This is a genomic window from Clostridium pacaense (assembly GCF_020709765.2).
Taxonomy (GTDB): domain Bacteria; phylum Bacillota; class Clostridia; order Lachnospirales; family Lachnospiraceae; genus Enterocloster; species Enterocloster hominis.
Window position 1 is genome coordinate 181,201 of the sequence record NZ_JAJFEB020000003.1, and the last position, 20,751, is coordinate 201,951.

The window sequence follows — 20,751 nt, forward strand, 5'->3', positions numbered from 1 at the left end:
CTCAACAAGGTATTTTCTGGTATTTTTAGTTTCTTGCGGCACTGATAATAGTGTATGCTTTACTCCCATTAATTGGGTGTTTGTTGCAAGAAAATCTTAAGCGGAGAATTTGGATTCTATGGAGTTTGTTCTTCATTGTTGGATTGGTATTGCAGTTCATGTCAGAGTTTGTTTATAAACAGTCGCTACAGCGTTTTGTTGTACAGCCGTTTCGAATTTGGACATGGCTTCAGTATTTCTTGTGGGGGTGTATTACGAGTCTATGAAGAGAAGTGGCGTGGTAAAAAAATGAATCAAAAATTACAGTTGTAATTGTAACTATTGTTGTTCAGGTGTGGCAAGCATTGATGTGCAGTCAAGTTCATGTATTGTATGGAGAGTCTTATTATGATAGCCTCGTGACGGTAGTTTGGGTAACAGCGATTTTGTGTTCATTATGAATCTGAATCTTGGGGATAAACTCTCTAGGCTTGTAAATGCTTTCGCACTATGTACAATGGACATTTACATTATTCATCCCATTTTGATTAGATACTAAAAAAGGTGATGTTCCCCGATATGTTTCTGAAGTCTACGGTTGTGTTTGGTATCCTTCTGATAGCTTCTTTTGGCATGACATACGTAATGGGGAAGATTCCTGGCCTTAAAAAGTTTGTATGTATATAACGGCACATGTATGTTCGTTCTAAGGAAGAGAGATTATGAGAAAAGGAAAGCTTATCAAAAATTATATATATAATACTATGTATCAGATTTTGGTCTTGATTGTGCCACTTATTACGACTCCCTATGTATCCAGGATTTTAGGTGTTACAAATATTGGAATCTTCAATTATGCACAATCTATAGCATCTTATTTTGTCCTGGTTGGCGCAGTAGGAACTTCACTTTACGGACAGCGAGAAATGGCCTATTTGCAGGATAAACCTGAGGAACGAACAAAGGCCTTTTGGGAAATTGAAATCTTTAGGATTTCTGCAGTTGTTATCTGCACATTGATTTTCTCGGTAGTCTTTTATTCATTTGGCGCATATCCGGATATTTACCTGATTCTTTCTGGCGAGGTTTTTGCAACAGCATTCGATATCTCATGGCTTTTCATGGGGATGGAGAATTTTAGACTCACAGTAATACGGAATACAATAATCAAGATTCTTGGGGTTCTTTGCGTATTTCTGTTTGTCAAATCATCGAATGATCTTGCTATATATACATTGTGTATGACGCTTCCGATACTAATTGGAAATATCAGTTTGTGGTTTGGACTCGGCAAATATCTTGTAAAAACCAATGAGCGTTTTACTGAGCTTCTGATAGGAATTAAAAATAGGATTAGACCGATTGTTGCACTATTTATTCCTCAAATCGCTGCCGACGTTTACTTGGTTTTGGATAAGACGATGATAGGCTTGCTGGCAACAGATATCGACCAAGTCGGATACTATTCTCAGGCACAAAAAATAGTAAAGATTGCACTAATGATTGTGACTTCACTGGGAACGGTCATGCTTCCGGCAATGTCAGCTTCTTTTGCAAAAGGAGATTATGAAGGAATCAAAAAGAGTATAAAGGTAGCGTTTCGATTTATCTATATGTTAAGCTATGCACTTTTTTTTGGTTTATGTGCTATTTCCCCTTGGTTTGTTCCGATTTTCTTTGGGGAAGGGTATGACCTCGTAAGCCCACTGATGATTACGATTAGTCCAATTTTGGTTATTATCGCTACAAGTAATGTTATAGGAAAACAGTATCTGCTACCGACAAATCAACAAAAGGTGTTCACATTTTCCATAGTTGCTGGGGCTGGAGTCAATTTTTTTCTGAATCTAATCCTCATACATTACTTTAATGCGATAGGGGCTTCTATAGCGACAGTGCTGGCGGAACTGGCAGTTACAATGGTTCAGTGCTGGTATGTAAGAAGAGAATTGCCTTTGCAAGAATGCTTATCATCCGGCATACGTTATTTGATTTTTGGAGTAATCATGTTTGGTATTGTGAGAGCAGTGGGATATCTGTTGCCGATATCAGGTGTAATGTTGATTGCAGTTATGGTCGCTACGGGGGTGTTTGTTTATGTAGCTGAACTTCTTATTACTAAGGATTCGATGGTCAAGATGGGACTTGATTTTATGAAGGGTAAGAGACAAAAAATGTGAGGGAGATAAGGATGACATCGCTGTGTAATTTGAATGAAAAATATGATAGGAATATTGCAATAGACCTTTTGAAATTATTTACAATGCTTTTAATAATCAATTCACATTCAGATGTTCTTTATCCCTCAAAAATCAGTTTTTTTGCAAGTGGGGGAGGCATAGGAAATGAATTATTCTTTCTGATTTCAGGCTTTTTATTTAGTCTGAAAGCAGATATCAAAAAGAATTTATTGAAGCGTTTCATTAAGCTGTATGTGCCGACATATATCATGATACTTATCACGTTTGCATTTGGAAAGATATATGTAAATGTGGTGAGATGGTGGATGGGGGGGGGGGGTTGATTCGAGAGTATATTTGGCCAACCCATTTCTGGTTTGTCGGTGCCATCTTTCTCTATTCGGCAGTTTTGCATCTGTTAGTTGAAAAGGCAAACATAGAGGAAAGGACCTCTTTCATAGTTTTCGGAATTGTTGTTGCAGTGGTAGACATTATTTCCTACATATGCTGTATTCATGATAAGACAATATGGATTGTTGAAGATGCTTATCTCGGAATTGTTCCCTTCCGCAGTATCTATAGTATCTTTGCATATGTATTTGGATACTACATTAAAAGAAATTGGGAATGGGTTGTTCGAAGATTAAAACAGAAAGTCGTGGCTTGTGCCGCAATAGTAATGTTCATAGGATTCTATGGATTCAAATTTCTGTTAAACAGGGGAAACATTCCGATGTGGTTGCAGATAATCAGTCATCCATTAACAATAATGAGTGCGTTGTCTATTTTTTTGACATTTGCTCTGGGCAATTTGAATCCGAGGCTTGAAAAGAAGAGAGTAGGAACTTGGATAAATACTTTGTCTGAGTTAAGCCTGGAATCGTATTTGGTGCAGTTCTTAGTTATTGAGTGGATTGCTGATTTCGAGATTCTGTTTCCGGTGAATATGATTATCTGTATTCTGTTAGTAATGATATTTGCATGGTTTTTGCATAACGTTAGTACGATTCTAAAAAAATGGATATTGAAAATACTTTTGAATGATTCGAAATAAAATGTGATGAGAAGCGAAGAGGAAATATTATGTATAACTATTTAATTGTAGGTTCAGGTCTTTAGGGTGCTGTATGCGCTCGACAATTAAAAGATGCTGACAAATCAGTCCTTGTTATTGACAGGTGCCTACATATTGCGGGTAATGTTTACACGGAAAAGATAGAATGTATCAATGTCCACATCTACAGAGCACATATTTTTCACACGAACAATCCTACCGTCTAGAATTATGTGCAACAGTTTGAAAACTTCAACCGTTTCTCGAATTCACCTGTGGCAAATTACAAAGGCGAACTCGTTTCTCTTCATTCAATATGTACACATTCAACAAGATGTGGGGCGTGGTTACGCCAGAAGAGGCAATTGTGAAGATTGAAGAGCAGAAGAAAGAAATCAAGGGTGAGCCTAAGAATCTGGAGGAACAGGCTATTTCGTTAGTAGGATGTGATGTGTATGAGAAGCTCGTCAAAGGCTACACAGAAGCAGTGTGAACGCCCATGTAATCAACTTCCTGCATTTATCATCAAGCGTTTGCCGGTCAGACTTACTTTCGATAATAACTATTTCAACGCTCTCTACCAGGGCATTCCGGTTGGTGGATACACAAAGATGGTCCCCAAAATGCTAAATGGTATTGAAGTTAGGCTGTCCACCGACTATCTTGTTCACAAGAGAGAACTTGATGCTCTCGCAGGGCGGGTGATTTATACAGGACATATTGATGTCTACTTCAACTACAGCCTTGGCACCTAGAATATCGTAGCGTTCGTTTCGAGACGGAAGTCCTGGATAAACCTAACTTCCAAGGCAACGCCGCTGTGAATTACACAGACAGGGATATACTATGGACACGGATTATCGAATATAAATGGTTTGAATTCGGAAAGGAAGAAAACGGAAATAATCTGCTGAAAACTGTAATTTCCAGAGAATATAGTTCTGAATGGAAACCAGGCGATGAGCCGTATTATCCGGCCAATGACGAAAAAAACGTAAGTTGTATGCGGAGTATAGGAAGCTGGCTGATATGGAGTAAAATGTAATTTTTGGCGGTCGGCTGGGTGAATACAAATACTATGATATGAATCAGGTTATAGATACAGCATTAGGCATAATGCATAATTTGAGATAATACGATAAATATAATATATGAAGCTGAAAGGATAGTCCCACAATGAAATTGTCAATTCCCAAAATCAAAAGAAATGAACAGTTGTTCTTTCTCGCATATATAATTTTTATGTTTTTTTCAATACTGATGCTCTCTTTTTATTATCAGTATTATATTGGAGTATATAAATATACCGTAGGATTCTGCGTAGTACTGCTTTTAATCCAAGAAATTGTTAATAAATTTTTATCTTATCGAGCAATGATTGGCGCTTTTATTTTATATTTGGCTGCATTGTTTCTAGTAGTCCAAGGAACAGGCAATCTTCAAACCTCCTTCGCTTGTGTATTTGTATTCGCGTTTGGAGCGAGAAATATAGACTTAAAAAAGATATGTAGAATATCAGTTGCCTTAACACTAACGCTACTTATATTTGTTATTATGAGTTCATTACTCGGTATAATACAAAACTATCATTTGCTAACTAGCTATGGTAGATCAAGATACTTTCTTGGATTTAGATACGCTCTATATGCACCTACATTTCTTTTAAATGTGATATTACTGTATGTTTACGATAAGCAAGAAAAATGCAAGTACGTTGAAATTGCTCTTCTTTTTGGATTTGCATACATTCTTTTTAGATTTACTAATTCAAGACTTACATTTGGCCTCTCAATTGTAACATTGATGCTAGCTGTTATTTGTAAAATCCGTAAAGATAATTTTAGTAATGCAAGAAAATTAGTGTGCTTGCTCATTCCTTCTTTTTTGCTTTGCTTTGCTGTGTCAATATGGTTTGCAATTTTATATTCTCCAAATATTCCATGGATGAAAGGATTGAACACTTTTTTGGGCAATCGATTGAAGCATGGACAAAACTCTTTTTTGATGTACGGTGTCAGCTTATTCGGTTCGGGAAATATCGAATGGGTAGGAGCAGGATTGGATGCATACGGGAATCAAAGTACAGAAACATATTTTTATGTTGATAATCTTTACATTCAGGTGTTGCAAAGGTATGGCATAATCTTTATGATAATCTTTTTAACCCTTACAACCGCTTTGATGATTCAATGCTATAGAAAAAACGAAAATATCCTTGTGATATTACTTGCTATTATTGCAGTGCATGGTTTAATAGATGATCTTATAATGTATTTGCAAATGAATACGTTCTGGATTTTATTTGGACCGGTAATTTTTGGTTACATTAGATTAAAAAAAGCCCCTAAAGATGAGATTCATTACAGTAAGAGAATTAAATTCATACGATTGATTTCATAGAGAATTGTATCTGTCACAGTCTGCCGACATCTTTGTTACACGATGTCGTGTTCAGGTATCATTATATAGGAACATTCAGAGTGTGGCTTACCTCCAGAATGGGTGTAGCTGTTGTACCCCCATCACCGTAATGTCTTAAAAAAACTCATTTGAATCCACCATTTTGAATCTATTGACTTTTATGCAAACCTCATGAGGAACGCATTTATGAAACAAACAAAACTACTAATCATGGCCGCCGGCATCGGCTCCGGAATCAAGCAGTTGGAATCAGTTGGTCTGCATGATGAAATCATTATGGATTATTCCATCTACGATGCAATTTAGGCTGGTTTTAATAAGAATATCTTTGTGATACGGAAAGATATTGAGAGGGTTTTTCAAGAGCGCATAGGTAACTGTGTTGAAAAGATATGCAGTTCACAACTATGCTTGCTGTTTGATTGAAGTCTTGCTTTCCTCGGCCTAGGAGTATCCCAAAGATTGTGTGAACCTCTAAACTGATGTAAGATAGAATTACTCAGTTTGGAGGTTTTATGGCAAGGAAAAATGACACACCACAGAAAGCGGCAATGCGGGAACTCATGAGCGGTTACCTCAAACAGAACAACGTCAAGATCAAAGATGGCACAGATGTCAATGCGGTTATGCGTGACATGATGAGTGTCATATTGGAAGGTGCCCTCGATGAGGAAATGAAAGAGGAGCTTGGATACTCCAAGTATGATTACCGTAACAAAGAAACAGACAACAGCAGGAACGGCCATTCCCAGAAGAGAATGCACACCAGCTACGGAGACATGGAGATTGATATCCCACGGGACAGAAAAGGGGAATACGAACCTCAGGTGGTCAAAAAATATCAGAATACCGTCACTCAGGACATGGAGGAAAAGATCCTCTCCATGTACGCCAAGGGCATGACCACCAATGATATCGAGAGCCATATGCGTGAACTATACGACATCGGTATCTCAGACAGTACCATCAGCCGTATCACGGACAAGATCCTGCCTATCGTAAAGGAATGGCAGGAACGGCCATTGGAAGAGATTTACGCAGTGGTGTTCCTGGATGCCGTCCACTTCCATGTACGCAGCGAGGGACGTATCGTAAAGCAGGCCGTGTATATCGCCATAGGGATTGATATATCCGGGAGGAAGGATGTCCCGGGTATGTATGTAGGGCAGAATGAAAGCGCCAAGTTCTGGCTTTCCATTCTGAACGGATTAAAGAACCGGGGTGTGGAGGATATCCTGATTGCGTGTGTCGATGGGCTTTCCGGGTTCCCACAAGCGATAGAAGCTGTTTATCCCCGGACAGAAATCCAGCAGTGCATCATCCATCAGATCCGCAACACCACCCGTTTTGTCTCCTACAAAGAGATCAAACCACTGATGGCTGATTTAAAGAAAGTGTATGCGGCACCGACTGAGGAAACCGCCCTATCGGAATTGGACAGTTTTGATGGAAAATGGAGTGGGAAATATCCTAAAACCGCCAAGTCCTGGCGTGATAACTGGGTAAACCTATCCATCTATTTTAAATATCCAGAGGCCGTCAGACGCCTGATATATACGACAAATACCATTGAAGGATTTAACCGTCAGCTGAGAAAAGTGACCAAATCGAAGACGGTATTCCCATCCGATGACAGCCTATTAAAAATGCTGTATCTTGCAATGATGGATATCACGAAGAAATGGACGGGGCACCGTCAGGATTGGTGGCAGATCCATTCCCAGCTGGAAATATTTTTTGAAGAACGATTGTCCTGATTATAAGCAGTGTAGGGCAGCGGGCAGGATGCCTGGGCAGCCCCGCTTGACATACCCAGAATCCGTATTATAATACAAACAAAGGGCAAGGCCCAGAAAGATGGCTTTGCCTTTCGTAACTATCAACTTATCTTATTTCAGTTTTTTGAGTTTACACAAACATTGAAACGGTCTCGCTTGTCTTGACATGCCCGGAATCTGTATTTTAATACAAGCAAAGGGCAACACCTGAAAAATGGCTTTGCCCTTCAGTACTAATGACATATCTTACAATCAGTTTTCCTTGTTTATACAAAACTTGAAACTCTCTCCCTGGCCTTATGCCCACCGGTGGTCTGGTCCCACTCAATCGTTGTGTCGCCTTTCTCAAGGTTCATGCCTTTCAGAATCACATCTTCCCAAAACGATCCTGCAGCTTCAGCGTGGTTTTCTGTATCCTGCGCTCTCTGTTCTCACCCGCTTTTCGTTTCTCTTTCTGTCGCTCAATCTCGGCATAATCCACCACGACAAGGTTCGTGGTCGGTCGTATTTGCGGTTGGCGTATTCCATGGAATTGTAGAACAATCTTAGGTCGGTAGCAATATAGGTGCGCTGGTTCCCAGCAACCAAAGAATTCTCACTCACGGCGTTTCACTCCTTCCACACAATTTTATGCTTGTCGCCGGGCCATTATTGAGTTTCAGTAAATCCCAGGAATTTTTCAGTAATCGTTTATCCCTGCGAAAATTGGCCAGTCAGACTGTGGCTAGTTGTTTTTTTGGGGGATGGGATGGGGGGGGGGGGTGTATTCCACAAACCAGCGTCCAAAGTGGATGCGAAATGGTCATCTGACCGCTCGAAGAACTGGTGCTTCAGCTTTCCATGGATGATGACTGTGTAGCAGTCGCCCGGCAGGCAGGCTTCCAAGGATGAGGTTGGTCGGAAGTCCTTTACGGACTCAATCTTGAAGGTTCTTCCATCGTTCCATGTGATGGATTTTGGCTATATATAGCCGGTGGAGTCAAAGTCGGAGTTACTTTGACGTAGATTCGCTCAGGTCTTTTCTTTTGCTTCATCACCGTCACCTCCTCTCCTAGCAGCCAACTCTGCCTCTAATTCTAGGATTTTTGAATTAGTATTCTTTATCTCTTCCTCGTCAGAACGGATGGCTTCGAGGAGACTTACATTAGCCGGATATTTTAGTACCATAAAAGTGTAGTTGTTAGAGAGTAATTATCTCTGACACTTGCACTTATTTGTAAGTGATTCATAATGAGTAGGCTAATTAGAACCCAAGTCTGTGAGATAATAGGCTCCTAGAAGAATCTGCTTGAAAAGCTTTGAAAACTTTTAGAAGTTTTTCAAGTAACTCAAAGGAGGTTACTCTCTATGAACGAGGTCGTCGAAGTACGTATGGCTAGTTGGCAGGCTATGGCCCGAGAACGTAATGCCAGCGGCTTATCCATCAAAGAATGGTACGCAGCAAACAATGTTAGTGAGCCACAGTATTACTATCACCTCAGGCAGCTCCGCAATACAGCGCTGGCTGCAGCAGGCCAGTCGTCCACGGAAAATACAGGTGGATTCATGCAGGTTCTCTTCTGCCCTGCGGACACTTCTTTCAGTGTTATACTCCGGATTCGTCGTGCGGATACCAACATTGAAGTCAGCGGTGATGTGCCAGACAATATCCTTGCTTTTCTTAAGGCGGTGATGACCGATGTTGTCTAAGATGAATGGGTTCGAAGCAATTTATCTCTATGCGGGTAAAAGTCATTCGCGCAGGGGAATCGATGGCCTAGCCGCTCTTGTAAAGGAGCAGTTCAATCTTAACCCTTTTCAGAAAAATGTCCTCTTCCTTTTTTGCGGGACCAGATTAGAACGAAAGACGTTCGTGCGTGGTGAGCGTCCCGCTGATTTTCTGCGGAACAGCATCGTGACGCCTTCCCTCGCCGCAGGCATCTACAACGCCAAGTATGTCAATGCACAGCCAATCCAGCGACTGGTAAAAGAGTTCGAGCGCTGTGACGTTTTCCTTCCGGAACCGACCATATGCCGATGGGCAAATGTCTGTTCAGACCGTCACCTGAAGAGGATTTATGACCGTCTCAGGGAAAAACTCAATGACTATCATGTCCTCCACGCAGACGAAACACCGGTTGAAGTACGCAAGGATGGGCGCCCTGCCGGATTCAAGAGTTATATGTGGGTGTACCGGACCGGTTCACTGGAAGTACATCCTTTTGTCCTTTATGAATACCAGAAAGGACGCAAAGCGGATTATCCGATACAGTTTCTAAAGGACTTCCGTGGCATATGCGTGATGGACGGATATGAGGTATACCATTCAATCGCGAGGGAACGGAAAGACCTTACGGTTGCCGGATGCTGGTCACATGCCAGAAGAGATTTTGCCGATGTCGTGAAGTCTGCCAGTAAGGAAAAACGGTCCGTTCAGGAGTCCATCTGCTATAAGGCGCTCCAAATCATACAGACAATGTTTCGGTATGGGCAGGGTTATGCGGATATGCCTCCCGAAGAGCGTCTGGAACAGCGAAAAAGAAACGTTGCCCCATTGGTTGACGCATTCTTTGCGTACCTGAAATATGAGCAGGGTCACGTAGCGCCTAAAATGAAGACTGGCAGGGCAATCAGCTACTGCATCAATCAGGAATCGTTTCTGGGGGTATTTCTCACAGATGGTGCTGTCCCGATGACTAACAATGCTGCAGAGCATCCGCCCCTTTGCTCTGGGCAGGAAGAACTGGTATCTGATTGATACGATTGGCGGAGCAAAGAGCAGTGTAATTGCCTACAGCATTGCTGAAACTGCCAAAGCGAATAACCTGAAGCCATACGAGTATTTCAAATATCTGTTGGAGGAACTGCCCAAGCAAGGAGAGCTCGAGGATTCTTCGTATTTGGATCAACTCCTCCCGTGGTCAGAAAAACTGCCTGGTTGCTGCCTGAAGAAACTGAAATCGAAATCTTGACTATATTTGTCCACAACACCGTCCGTTTGAGCGGTTTTCTTTTTGCCGGGTACCGGCTATGAATCACTTACGCTTATTTTAGTATAATAAGGGGAGTAATTGATCTGACGTAGGCTTATTTGGATTTTTGCATCCGTAAAAAAACCGTTAACCAATCCCCTATTATAAGCATTCGCTTAAGCCGGTAAGGACATTGCTTCCGCGTAACCAACTAAACTGAATGGTAATAAGTGCATCTGGAACAATTACTATTTAGTAGAAAGGGAATCATGAAATGATAAGTGTTGGAATTGATGTCTCAAAAAGAAAAAGCATGGTTTGTATTCTTAAGCCCTATGGAAAGATTGTATGCAGTCCATTTGAGGTGCTACATGTAGAGAAAGAAATGAAGGCTTTGGCAGGGCTGTTTCAGCGATTGGATGGAGAAGTCCGGATTGTGATGGAAGCCATGGGAATCTATCACCTTCCGATTCTTACTTTCCTTCAGGATAAGGGCCATTTTGTATCAGTTGTGATCCCTTATGCAATGAAAAAATATGCAAAAGATAATAGTATTAGAGAAACATAAACGGATAGGCTTGATTCTATAACCATCGCTAATTATGAAACTGACAAGTGGTTTAAGATTCAAAAATATGAAGGCTATGAGGTGAGCTATGCTGAATTGAAACTATTAGGCCGATGATACCGGCATTACATGGAGTTGCATGTAAAAGCGCTTCAGGAATTGACGCATGTTCAGGATTACACAATGCCTAGAATCAAAAGGATGTTAAAAATTTGGAATGAAACGAATAACAGGGACAAGTTTAGCAATTTTGTGGAGAAATTCTGGCATTTCGATACGATTACATCCATGAGCTAGGCGGAATTCATATCCTCCTATTCTGAATAAGCTAGGGAAAGAAAATATTACTAGCGTCAATCCAAAGCAATCGAAATCTATGAATTGGCATCCAGTGGCATTCCCACCTTGTCTTCCTGTATACCATCGACCAAAATATTCGTACAGGAAGCCATATCAGTGCTAAGGACTATCTACAGCTCCTTATCCCATATCTTATCCTGAATGCAGGAACTTGCAAAGATGCTGCTTGAATATTCAACCATACGGTATATGGGGGGGGGGGGCGGTATTTCAGATATTGGCGATGCAAGACGATTTCATAACGGAAAAGCATTAATAGCTTACACTGGCATTGACCCGCCACCGTATGAATCCGGCCAGTTTGCCAGAAGTAAGCGTTGGATAACAAAGCGAGGTTCGCCCACAATCAGAAAAGTGGGATATGAAGTGATGAGGGTGCTATAGAGCCATAAAGAACCAGAGGATAGTTCGATCTATCATTATATTTTAAAGAAAGAATCTAAAGGAAAAGACAAAACTCGCTAAAATCGCAGTATTAAATAAGTTCCTGAGAATAGCTTACTCGAGAGTGAACGAGGTATATCAGGACTAAGCCAATTTGATAACGAAGCACAGTCAGGCTGGTAAACAGTAGCCAGCCGTATTTGTGTGCGCCGATTCTCGACAGATAAAAAATTATAAATTTTAAAACCCCTTGACTTTTATTAGCAGGTTTTTTGCTCAAAAAAGTGGGGATGTAGCGACATATCGCTATAAGTGAGCTTTATACGCCACCGTCGGGCAACTTCGCCGCAGTATGTTTAGTCCAGAAATGTCTACTCAGCAAACCACAGCAACGTAGGATGGTTGAGAGTGACCTGCTTTTCTCACTCAAAATCGCGCAGATTCGTTGCATAATCGCCTGATAGATGACGGTTAAACAGGAGGATGACATGCATATTGAATAAATAGAGAGAAATGTAAAACACATGGTTCTCTGTATCGGATTTGGTGGCTCAAAAGCGTCAGAATACTCACTAATACCGATAGACCTAAAGAAAATCACCCCCTCCTGTGCTTCACCCCTATAATCCCCGTTTTACAATTCAATATCCCGCCCGCCACAGCAATCCCGGATTTTTTCAAAAAATCCAGGGATTCCTCCACAGCGCTGCGCAGCACACAATCCTGGCGTACGACCAGAAGCACGCCGTCCATGAGACCGCGCATATGCTGTACATCAGAGAGGGTACCGACCGGAGGGGTATCGATGATGATATAGTCATATGTATCCTTCATGGCACGGATGGCCGGGAAGACCTGGTTATCCGCATGGAAAATGTTCTCCTTTGCGAACCCCTGTATGGTATAAATCCCATTGTACATCCGTTCCACCTGCTGCCTTAAGTTTTCACCTGTCCGTGGCTCGGTGCGTTTGTCACCGTCTTTGGGTTTATGCTTTCTGGCCAGCTTGTAAAGCACACCTTTTTTGAAGTCAAAATCCAGAAGCAGCACCTTACATCCAAGTTCGGTCAGACGCAGGGCCAGATTATAGGCAACGGTTGATTTGCCTTCTCCCGAGACACTGGAGGTAACGGCAATTACCTGCTGGTTTTCCTTTTCAGCGAGATAGCAGAATACTGCTGCCAGCCGCCCGTAAGCTACCTGATATTCCTGCGGCAGGTCTTTGTTGTCAAGATATCCATCGGCTGTTTCCTTTTTTGAGTCTATGTAAGGAATTTCTCCGATTATATCAAGGCCCAGGGCCTCCAGGGAACTGTTGTTGCGTATTTTAGGGACGAACAGGTAGTAGACAGTGCCCAGCACACAGCCAAGAAGCAGTCCGGCTGCGATTCCGATTGCTACATTACGGAAAGAGGCGGATGAGACACCTGTGGCCGGTCCCGGTGTGTCGATGACGCTGACAGAGCCGATATCCATTACTTCCAGCATGACATCCGGAAGAACCCCCATCAGCCGGTTCAGTAAGTCCACTGCCTCATGTGGATTTTCCCAGTGCAGGGTAAGCCACATAAAGGCTGTGTCCTCCTCTATGGTCACGTTAATGCCTGATTTTAACTGTTCCAGGGAAATGTCCCTGTATGCATCCGTATCCAGGACTAATCCCAGCACGCGGTTGCTGGTTGCCAAAAGCTGTACGGTTTTTACAAGGTTCCTGGCAAGCTGTATATCCTCATTCTTGGGGATAGGGGTTCCGTTTTGGTAGACATCATTGGTATTCCGGGCATTTACAATCATGGAGGCCCTGGTTTCGTAAGTAGTCCCTCCATCCAGGGACAGGGCAGTGCCGGCCAGGGCGCCCAGAACCATAAGGAATAAGACAATCCAGCGAAGGTCCCAGATTGAATGGAGAAGGTCGGGAATATAGATTTCTATTTCATCATTAGTATCCGGCATCGAGGTACCTCGCACTCTGTCATTTGTATGGGATAATAAATCCCCCTCCCATCATTTTACCAAAAACTGCGGAAACATCAAGTTTATTGTATGTTTTAATCACGGGCATTTAATCACGGGTATTAATTCCGAACTGTAGGTTTTAATTCCGAACATTCTTGACATATCCGGGACCAGGAACTATAGTAGGTAAAAGGCATTGGTCCGCCGTGGTATGGGCGGGGAACCGCAGTGTGGACGGATGCATTTTCATTATATATTTTTCGTTAGGAGTTAATATTGAACTTTTTATCCCAACAGACTTGGAAGTACATTCTGATAGATATTTTAGTAGAACTAAAGTATTTGCCGGTTGCCCTTGCAGCAGGTATTCTAATAGGCAGTATCCTGATGGTTTTTTCACGGAACAGGAAAAGGGCCTTTTTAAGCATTCTCTGTATCATCTATTTTATCATGATATTCATCATAACCATATTTGAGCGCGAACCGGGATCCAGGACGGGAATCAGCCTTACCCTGTTTGAGACGCTGGGGGGACCCCGTGCCAATGCCTATGTTATTGAGAATATCCTTCTGTTCATCCCTTTTGGTTTTTTTGTCCCCAAGATGTGGAAATGTTTGAGACGTCTGTCAGTCTGTGTATTTGCGGGTTTTTGTTTCAGCCTTGCCATAGAGGTAACCCAGCTTCTGACCCAACGCGGGCATTTTCAGGTGGACGATATCCTGATGAATACCATCGGTGCGGGGATTGGGGCCGTGATTGGTTTAATCCGGTTCCGAAAGCCCAATTAATGTTGACAACATTTGGAATCTTGTTATAATTATATACTTAGGAAACGAACTATTGGCGTTAAACCTATGCCAATATAGATAATATTAACCAGCAAAAAGAGGAACCACCATGGAGACAGGCAAACTAATCAATAAAATATCCATCCGCCTCAGGCGCCGTTCGGACAAAACAGGCAGGCTCCTGGGCATTACAGAGGCCCAGGGCCGCATTCTGGAGTTTATCCTGGTAGAGAGCAATGACAGGCAATTGTTTCAGAAAGACATTGAAAAGGAATTTGGCCTGCGCCCGTCTACGGCCACGGAGCTGTTAAAGACACTGGAAGAGCAGAAGATGATTCAAAGGGTCTGCAGTGACTGCGATGGCAGATATAAGGTCATCCAGTTTACGGAGGCTGCTGAACACATACGGCTGGAACTTCAGCGCCAGATTCAGCAGACAGAGGCGCTGCTTATGAAGGGGATAACCCATGATGAATTGGATGTTTTTATGCGGGTTGGGGAAAGGATGCTGGAAAACCTGGATGATTAATCATTGTTCTATCCAAACACCTGTCTGAGTAAATGGATGCGGCTATGTTTCAGGATTGGCAACAGTCTGGGTTATCCCTGATTGTCATAAAGATTATGAAGAGTATAATAAAGAAAGAGTGTAATAAAAAAAGAGTGTAATAAATAAAGAACGTAATAAAAATTGTAATAAGATTTGTAATAAACATTGTATTAAGGATACCAAAAAAATATATAGAATTCACACTACATACTACATAAAAGGAGTCCCTAACCATGTCCACCCAAAACCCCACTTCAAATCAACTGTCTGATGATTTCACCCAAGGCAATATCGTCACCAAATTAATCAGATTCATGATACCAATCCTGGGCGCCCTGATTCTCCAGGCAATGTACGGAGCCGTAGACCTTCTGGTAGTAGGCCGGTTTGGAACGGATGCAGGTATTTCAGCAGTTGCGACCGGAAGCAATATCATTAATCTTGTGACATTTGTCATAACAGCCCTTACAATGGGGGTTACCGTACTGATCAGCCGGTATCTGGGGGAAAGACGCGCCAGCCGTATTGGCAGTGTCATAGGCGGCAGTATCTGTTTTTTCGCTGTGTTTACAGGAGTGGTCATGGTTCTGCTGTTGGCCGGGGCTCCGGCATTTGCATCGTGGCTCAATGCACCTGAGGCTGCTTTTGATTTGACTGTCCAGTATGTAAGAATCTGCGGCGCGGGCATTATCTTTGTGATTGCGTATAATGTAATCAGCGGAATTTTCAGGGGCCTGGGGAATTCTAAGCTGCCTTTGATATTTGTATTGATTGCATGTCTTGTGAATATTGCAGGTGATTTATTGTTTGTAGCGGTTTTCCGTATGAACGTGGCAGGGGCTGCACTGGCTACCATATTAGCCCAGGCAATCAGCGTTATCCTTTCCCTGTTCATCATCAGAAGGCAGAACCTTCCTTTTACATTTTCAAGGAAGGACATGGGTTTTAACAGCGAAATTCCTGTTTTCCTGAAGCTGGGCATCCCGCTGGCGCTGCAGGAAATGCTTACGAATATTTCCTTCCTGATTCTGTGTGCCATTGTCAATGGAATCAGTCTGGAGGCTTCTTCCGGTTATGGGATTGCGCAGAAGGTTATTTCCTTTATCATGCTGATACCTTCTGCGCTTATGCAGTCCATGTCGGCATTTGTGGCTCAGAATGTGGGAGCGGGAAAGGAAGAGCGCGCAAGAAAGGCCATGCTTACGGGGATGGGGCTTGGCGCTGCTGTTGGGGTGTTTATTTTTGTGGTTGCATTTTTCAGAGGTGATATACCTGCCGCTGTGTTTACATCAAATGAGGCGTATATCGTCAGGGCGGCAGAGTACCTGAAGGGCTTCAGCTTCGAGGCAATCCTTACCTGCCTGGTATTCAGCTATATTGGATATTTTAATGGACACGGCATGTCGTTTCCGGTCATGCTTCAGGGGATTACGGCTTCATTCCTGGTCCGTGTACCTCTTTCCTATCTGTTCAGCATAAAGGAGGGGGCTAGCCTGTTTGATATCGGGTTGGCGGTTCCGGCAGCCTCTGTATATGGCATTGTATTTTTTTCTATATGTTATGTACGGTATAACCGGAAGACAGAGGGGAAATGCTGATGGACAGCTGGTGCACCAACAAGCCGGCCAGTCTGCCTTGGCCAGTCATCTGGCCTGTTCTGGCAAGCTGCGTTTTGTATGTTCCGTCAGACAGACCAGTCCATCCTGGCAAAGTGCCCTATTCATTCTGGTAAGCCGTCCGTCCCATCTTAGCAGACTGTCCGACTCAGCCTGGCAGGCCGCCAAGACCGGCTGTATCCCGACCACCCGCATGGCTCTATTTATCCTTACTATGTCCCAGCTTCTTATGGCTTTCTTTATACTGGCGGAGATATTCCACTTGCTGTTCATCGTCCGCTTCACGGTCATATGGAGTTGTATTACAGGCGCAGCAGTATAAGGCAAACGCAATAAGAATAAGAAGCAGGATAATAATAATCAGCCAGGGCATATAACCTCCATCTCCGTAATATAGCTAGAAAGTAACTACCGTGAAAGCGATATAAGGCAATATAAATGCGGTAAAAAGCAATACGGATGTAGTAAAAAGCAATATAAATGCAATATAAAGTAACATAAAAATGGTGCCGGGAAAAATAAAAGCGCCTGCTATGTACAGTAAGTAAAAAACTAAGAACATTAAAATCTATAAATGATAAAAAAATAGGTAAACAAAATATAACAGACATCAAAAAAGGGTGAAAATATCAAAAAGGGTGCAAACATCAAAAAGTGCAAATATTAAAAAGGGGGCAAACATAAAAAAAGTGCAAATATTAAAAAGGGTGCAAACATCAAAAATGCTACAAATATTAAAAAGAGTGCAAACATCAAAAATGCTACAAATATCAAAAAGGGTGCCAGGCCGGCCGCAATCCGCTGCCCTGGTACCCTTACTATAATCTATCCACATTCCATAAAACTATGCATATCCCGATTGAATCATGCCCTTCCATTCATTTCCCATCACTTCTCATCACAAACCTGGAAAATATAGAACTTCAGATAATAACTCTCATCCGCCGCCCAAAGAATCGGGTGGTCGCTGGCCTGGGTCCGGTATTCCACCTGACGCAGCCGTTTATGGACATTTCCCGCGGCTTCCCGGATGGTCTTTGTGAACAGCTCCGGGTCCATGAAATGGGAACAGGAGCAGGTGGCCAGGTAGCCGCCGTCCTTTACCAGCTTCATGCCGCGAAGGTTGATTTCACGGTATCCCTTTACTGCGTTCTTGATGGAATTCCTGGACTTTGTAAATGCAGGGGGATCCAGGATTACCACATCAAATTTCTGTCCCTCCTGTTCCAGTCTTGGCAGCAGGTCGAACACATCCGCGCATTCAAAATGCACCCTGTCACTAATCCTGTTGAGCTGTGCGTTCTCACTGGCCTGATCCACGGCCAGCTGGGAAGCGTCCACTCCGAGCACTTCCTTAGAACCTGCCAGTCCGGCGTTCAGTGCAAAGGAACCCGTGTGGGTGAAGCAGTCCAGTACCTTATCCGGCAGGATGCGCCTGCACAGGTTCTGCACAGCCAGGCGGTTATACTTCTGGTCCAGGAAGAAACCTGTCTTCTGACCGTCCTCCACATCCACCATGTATCGGACGCCATTTTCCACAATCTCCACCTTGGTGTCAAATGGTTCACCGATAAATCCTTTGTACCGCTCCATGCCTTCCTGGAGGCGTACCTTGGCATCGCTTCTCTCGTACACGCCGCGGATGGTTATACCGTCCTCGGACAGCACTTTTTTGAGCATTTCCACAATTACGGGTTTCAGCCTGTCAATACCCAGTGCCAGTGATTCCACAACCAGCACATCCGAGAATTTGTCAATGACAATGCCGGGAAGGAAGTCGGCTTCGCCAAATATGATCCGGCAGCTGGATGTGTCCACGGTGGCCTTCCTGTATTCCCACGCATTCCTCACCCGCATTTCAAGAAAGGCGTCGTCTATGACCGCGCCCTTTTTTCTGGACAGCATGCGCACCGTCAGCTTGGAGTTGGTATTAATGAAACCCTGTCCAAGGAAGAAACCGTCAAAGTCTTCCACGGATACAAGTTCCCCATTCTGGAAATCCCCCGCAATGGTATCAATTTCATTGTCGTAAATCCATGCCCCGCCAGCCTTTAAGGTGCGTCCCTGGCCTTTTTTTATGCGGACCGTGGCTGTTATTGTATATAGATTCTTAGATTCCATGAAATACTCCTGTCATAAATGAATTTTACACGTTTACCATCATATCATAACATGGAAGAAAATTCATCCGGATTTTTCTGCTGAACTTGTTTTCCTAAAATGAACTTGCTTTGACAATTTTTCGTCTGAACTTGCCCTGACATTACTGCCTGGTATTACTGCCTGGTGTTACCGGGTGCTGAAAATGCTCCGGCATTACTGTCTGTCATCCTCCGGTACCCGTCTGATAGATATCCGTCAGGCATAAGGGTCAATCTCCAGGACCCCAATCCCCTGCGTGATGATCTGTTCCGTCAGCCTGGCCATCTGCATGGGCGTTTCCTTAAGCCCTGTCTGCAGCCAATACTGGACAATTCCCACGCAGCCGGACACGATAAAGGAAAAGAAGGCGTCAAATGCAGCCGCATTGCCGGAGCGGAAGACCTCCATCCAGTCCTTCAGGCATTTTTCTCGGATTAGCTGCTTCAGGCGGTTCACAAAGTTCAAATCGCCGTTTTCGCCCAGCAGGATTTCAATCAGGTCTGCATTTTCATATACCAGGGTGTAGATTTCATTGAAAATAACGGCTGGCCTCTGTTTTAAATCCACGGCATCGTGCTTTAATACCAGCTGGTTAAATTCATCCTGAAGCTCGGTTTCAGTCTTTTCCAGAAGGTCGAACACATCCTTATAATGAAGATAGAACGTACCCCGGTTCAGATCAGCCATGTCTGTCAGTTCCCGGACCGTAATTTCCTGGACCTTTTTTTCCTTTAATAATGAAATGAGACATTCCCGCAGCTGTTTTCTGGTTTTCCGGACCCTCCGGTCCATGGATTCTGTACTCATGATTTTATCCTCCTTTAGTGTACAGGGATAGGGAGCACTTGGCTCCCTGGAGTTTACATATTTTTAACAAATTTTTCCTGAACAAAAAATGAAATAGTGTTTATTAATGAGCAAAAACCTGAAAATTAATCATTGTATTTTTGCCATAACTTAGTATAATCCATTATAGTCAATTAATAAACAAATGTCAATTAATAAAATGGAAGTTGCTTATTGAAACAAAAGACGTATAATAGAATTATATAGATTAACACAGGATTTTCCAGATTCCAGCTTGTCTGGATTATGGTTTGAGGGGGGAAATGACAGGATGTACTACAAAAAATGTTATGGGAAATGCTTTTTGCTCCTGCTGTCAGCCGCAGTGTTCGGTATATATCCGGGATTGGGAGTGGTTTGTGCGGGGGCAGAGGAGAACATATCCGCAGCCCAACCCAACCTCCCCCATTCCATGGTTCCCGGATGGAACCAATCAGGGGAAGACTGGTACTGGATGGATTCCGGTAATACCTTACATAAAGGATGGCTGCAGACAGACGGCCGTACCTATTACCTGGATGAAGACGGCGTCATGGTCCGCGGCTGGCGGGAAGTGGATGGGGAGTGGTACTATTTCCATGAGGACGGCGGTATGAACCTGGGTGAGCTGGTCCTGGACAACGGGGTCTATGGATTCTCCAGGAGCGGGGCCCTGGAATCCGCCCAGTGGGTGGAGAATTCAGGTGGAGGCGCTTATGATGCAGGCTGCTATGACGAGGAAACCCAGTCGCTTTTTGATGACCTGAATGAGGAGAAAAAGGAACGTTATTTTGATGAACATCCTGACCGGGAAGAGGAATACGACGGGGATATGCACCGGGTGTATGACCGCTACGCAGGCTTTAAGATGGATATGAACCTGAACAAGGCAGCCGCCCACCGGCTTCACGCAGCCATGGCAGGCGGTTATATGGATGATAAGATACCTGGTGAGGGGACGGTGAATGATTATCTGGCCACGGTTCCCTACCGTAAGAACGCTACGTGCCTGGAACTTTATATCAGGAACTGTAAGGACGGGGCAGAGGCATTTTCCAAGGTGATGGCAAAGACAGGGGACCGGTACGACGGGAAGGGTGACAGGAAATACGCCCTGGAGTATTACCGCAGCCTGGGCATGGCACACGCGGAAAAGGACGGAGCGCATTATTTCATGATAATACTGATGCGGTGATAT

Annotated in this window: 17 protein-coding genes and 2 pseudogenes; 16 read left to right on the plus strand and 3 right to left on the minus strand. The window is 43.3% G+C overall.

Annotated features, from left to right (window positions below; translation table 11 throughout):
- Positions 1-701: 701 nt before the first annotated feature.
- From LK536_RS36935 to LK536_RS36990, 12 genes and pseudogenes are all read left to right on the plus strand, one after another.
- Positions 702-2,159 (plus strand): flippase, encoded by a 1,458-nt coding sequence (locus tag LK536_RS36935; RefSeq protein ID WP_227795259.1) that lies wholly within the window; start codon positions 702-704, stop codon positions 2,157-2,159.
- Positions 2,156-2,503 (plus strand): acyltransferase family protein, encoded by a 348-nt coding sequence (locus LK536_RS36940; protein WP_329602199.1) that lies wholly within the window; start codon positions 2,156-2,158, stop codon positions 2,501-2,503. The genes LK536_RS36935 and LK536_RS36940 overlap by 4 nt, the downstream gene beginning before the upstream one ends.
- Positions 2,500-3,213: an acyltransferase family protein gene (locus LK536_RS36945; RefSeq protein ID WP_268886854.1), complete on the plus strand. Its 714-nt coding sequence runs from the start codon at positions 2,500-2,502 to the stop codon at positions 3,211-3,213. The genes LK536_RS36940 and LK536_RS36945 overlap by 4 nt, the downstream gene beginning before the upstream one ends.
- Before the next feature lie 29 nt (positions 3,214-3,242).
- Positions 3,243-4,347, plus strand: a pseudogene (glf, locus tag LK536_RS36950) (UDP-galactopyranose mutase).
- A 42-nt stretch (positions 4,348-4,389) separates the two neighbouring features.
- Positions 4,390-5,613 carry an O-antigen ligase family protein gene (locus LK536_RS36955; protein WP_227795260.1) on the plus strand — a complete coding sequence of 408 codons (1,224 nt, stop codon included), beginning with the start codon at positions 4,390-4,392 and terminating at the stop codon, positions 5,611-5,613.
- A 207-nt stretch (positions 5,614-5,820) separates the two neighbouring features.
- Positions 5,821-6,027, plus strand: a pseudogene (locus tag LK536_RS36960) (nucleotidyltransferase); the annotation flags it as partial.
- Between the two features lie 158 nt (positions 6,028-6,185).
- The gene (locus tag LK536_RS36965) at positions 6,186-7,391 is read left to right on the plus strand and encodes an IS256 family transposase (protein ID WP_227795373.1); all 1,206 of its coding nucleotides are present in this window, start codon (positions 6,186-6,188) and stop codon (positions 7,389-7,391) included.
- Between the two features lie 1,368 nt (positions 7,392-8,759).
- On the plus strand, positions 8,760-9,101 hold the full coding sequence (tnpA, locus tag LK536_RS36970) for an IS66 family insertion sequence element accessory protein TnpA (RefSeq protein ID WP_227795261.1): 342 nt from the start codon (positions 8,760-8,762) through the stop codon (positions 9,099-9,101).
- A gap of 1 nt (position 9,102) precedes the next feature.
- On the plus strand, positions 9,103-10,149 hold the full coding sequence (gene tnpC / locus LK536_RS36975; RefSeq protein ID WP_506092098.1) for an IS66 family transposase: 1,047 nt from the start codon (positions 9,103-9,105) through the stop codon (positions 10,147-10,149).
- Positions 10,094-10,363 (plus strand): transposase domain-containing protein, encoded by a 270-nt coding sequence (locus LK536_RS36980; protein WP_227795263.1) that lies wholly within the window; start codon positions 10,094-10,096, stop codon positions 10,361-10,363. Before tnpC ends, LK536_RS36980 begins: the two co-directional genes overlap by 56 nt.
- Before the next feature lie 274 nt (positions 10,364-10,637).
- On the plus strand, positions 10,638-10,931 hold the full coding sequence (locus tag LK536_RS36985; RefSeq protein WP_331472107.1) for an IS110 family transposase: 294 nt from the start codon (positions 10,638-10,640) through the stop codon (positions 10,929-10,931).
- Positions 10,932-11,480: 549 nt separating this feature from the next.
- On the plus strand, positions 11,481-11,675 hold the full coding sequence (locus tag LK536_RS36990; protein ID WP_506092107.1) for a transposase: 195 nt from the start codon (positions 11,481-11,483) through the stop codon (positions 11,673-11,675).
- Positions 11,676-12,272: 597 nt separating this feature from the next.
- Here the strand turns inward: LK536_RS36990 and LK536_RS36995 are convergent.
- A complete protein-coding gene (locus LK536_RS36995; RefSeq protein ID WP_227795264.1) occupies positions 12,273-13,628 on the minus strand; it encodes a polysaccharide biosynthesis tyrosine autokinase in 1,356 nt (451 codons plus the stop codon).
- A 390-nt stretch (positions 13,629-14,018) separates the two neighbouring features.
- Between LK536_RS36995 and LK536_RS37000 the strand changes: the two genes are divergently transcribed.
- From LK536_RS37000 to LK536_RS37010, 3 genes are all read left to right on the plus strand, one after another.
- The gene (locus tag LK536_RS37000; RefSeq protein WP_227795265.1) at positions 14,019-14,420 is read left to right on the plus strand and encodes a VanZ family protein; all 402 of its coding nucleotides are present in this window, start codon (positions 14,019-14,021) and stop codon (positions 14,418-14,420) included.
- 109 nt (positions 14,421-14,529) lie between these two features.
- Positions 14,530-14,949 carry a MarR family winged helix-turn-helix transcriptional regulator gene (locus tag LK536_RS37005; RefSeq protein ID WP_227795266.1) on the plus strand — a complete coding sequence of 140 codons (420 nt, stop codon included), beginning with the start codon at positions 14,530-14,532 and terminating at the stop codon, positions 14,947-14,949.
- A gap of 254 nt (positions 14,950-15,203) precedes the next feature.
- Complete coding sequence (locus tag LK536_RS37010) at positions 15,204-16,568, plus strand: MATE family efflux transporter (protein ID WP_227795267.1); 1,365 nt, start codon at positions 15,204-15,206, stop codon at positions 16,566-16,568.
- A gap of 906 nt (positions 16,569-17,474) precedes the next feature.
- Here LK536_RS37010 and LK536_RS37015 read toward each other — a convergent pair.
- Both LK536_RS37015 and LK536_RS37020 read right to left on the minus strand, forming a co-directional pair.
- Positions 17,475-18,707 carry a class I SAM-dependent rRNA methyltransferase gene (locus LK536_RS37015; protein WP_227795268.1) on the minus strand — a complete coding sequence of 411 codons (1,233 nt, stop codon included), beginning with the start codon at positions 18,705-18,707 and terminating at the stop codon, positions 17,475-17,477.
- A 237-nt stretch (positions 18,708-18,944) separates the two neighbouring features.
- The gene (locus tag LK536_RS37020; protein WP_025483404.1) at positions 18,945-19,535 is read right to left on the minus strand and encodes a TetR/AcrR family transcriptional regulator; all 591 of its coding nucleotides are present in this window, start codon (positions 19,533-19,535) and stop codon (positions 18,945-18,947) included.
- Between the two features lie 310 nt (positions 19,536-19,845).
- On the opposite strand from LK536_RS37020, the gene LK536_RS37025 reads away from it, so the two are divergent.
- Positions 19,846-20,748: a hypothetical protein gene (locus tag LK536_RS37025; RefSeq protein WP_227795269.1), complete on the plus strand. Its 903-nt coding sequence runs from the start codon at positions 19,846-19,848 to the stop codon at positions 20,746-20,748.
- Positions 20,749-20,751: the final 3 nt, after the last annotated feature.

Excerpts from the sequence above, each read along its gene's own strand:
- tnpC (WP_506092098.1), top strand. The coding sequence starts at position 9,103 with ATGAATGGGTTCGAAGCAATTTATCTCTATGCGGGTAAAAGTCATTCG.
- LK536_RS37005 (WP_227795266.1), top strand. The coding sequence starts at position 14,530 with ATGGAGACAGGCAAACTAATCAATAAAATATCCATCCGCCTCAGGCGC.
- LK536_RS36985 (WP_331472107.1), top strand. The coding sequence starts at position 10,638 with ATGATAAGTGTTGGAATTGATGTCTCAAAAAGAAAAAGCATGGTTTGT.
- tnpA (WP_227795261.1), top strand. The coding sequence starts at position 8,760 with ATGAACGAGGTCGTCGAAGTACGTATGGCTAGTTGGCAGGCTATGGCC.
- LK536_RS36980 (WP_227795263.1), top strand. The coding sequence starts at position 10,094 with ATGCTGCAGAGCATCCGCCCCTTTGCTCTGGGCAGGAAGAACTGGTAT.
- LK536_RS36955 (WP_227795260.1), top strand. The coding sequence starts at position 4,390 with ATGAAATTGTCAATTCCCAAAATCAAAAGAAATGAACAGTTGTTCTTT.
- LK536_RS37025 (WP_227795269.1), top strand. The coding sequence starts at position 19,846 with ATGTACTACAAAAAATGTTATGGGAAATGCTTTTTGCTCCTGCTGTCA.
- LK536_RS36935 (WP_227795259.1), top strand. The coding sequence starts at position 702 with ATGAGAAAAGGAAAGCTTATCAAAAATTATATATATAATACTATGTAT.
- LK536_RS36965 (WP_227795373.1), top strand. The coding sequence starts at position 6,186 with ATGCGGGAACTCATGAGCGGTTACCTCAAACAGAACAACGTCAAGATC.
- LK536_RS37015 (WP_227795268.1), bottom strand. The coding sequence starts at position 18,707 with ATGGAATCTAAGAATCTATATACAATAACAGCCACGGTCCGCATAAAA.
- LK536_RS36995 (WP_227795264.1), bottom strand. The coding sequence starts at position 13,628 with ATGCCGGATACTAATGATGAAATAGAAATCTATATTCCCGACCTTCTC.
- LK536_RS37020 (WP_025483404.1), bottom strand. The coding sequence starts at position 19,535 with ATGAGTACAGAATCCATGGACCGGAGGGTCCGGAAAACCAGAAAACAG.
- LK536_RS37000 (WP_227795265.1), top strand. The coding sequence starts at position 14,019 with ATGGTTTTTTCACGGAACAGGAAAAGGGCCTTTTTAAGCATTCTCTGT.
- LK536_RS37010 (WP_227795267.1), top strand. The coding sequence starts at position 15,204 with ATGTCCACCCAAAACCCCACTTCAAATCAACTGTCTGATGATTTCACC.
- LK536_RS36990 (WP_506092107.1), top strand. The coding sequence starts at position 11,481 with ATGGGGGGGGGGGGCGGTATTTCAGATATTGGCGATGCAAGACGATTT.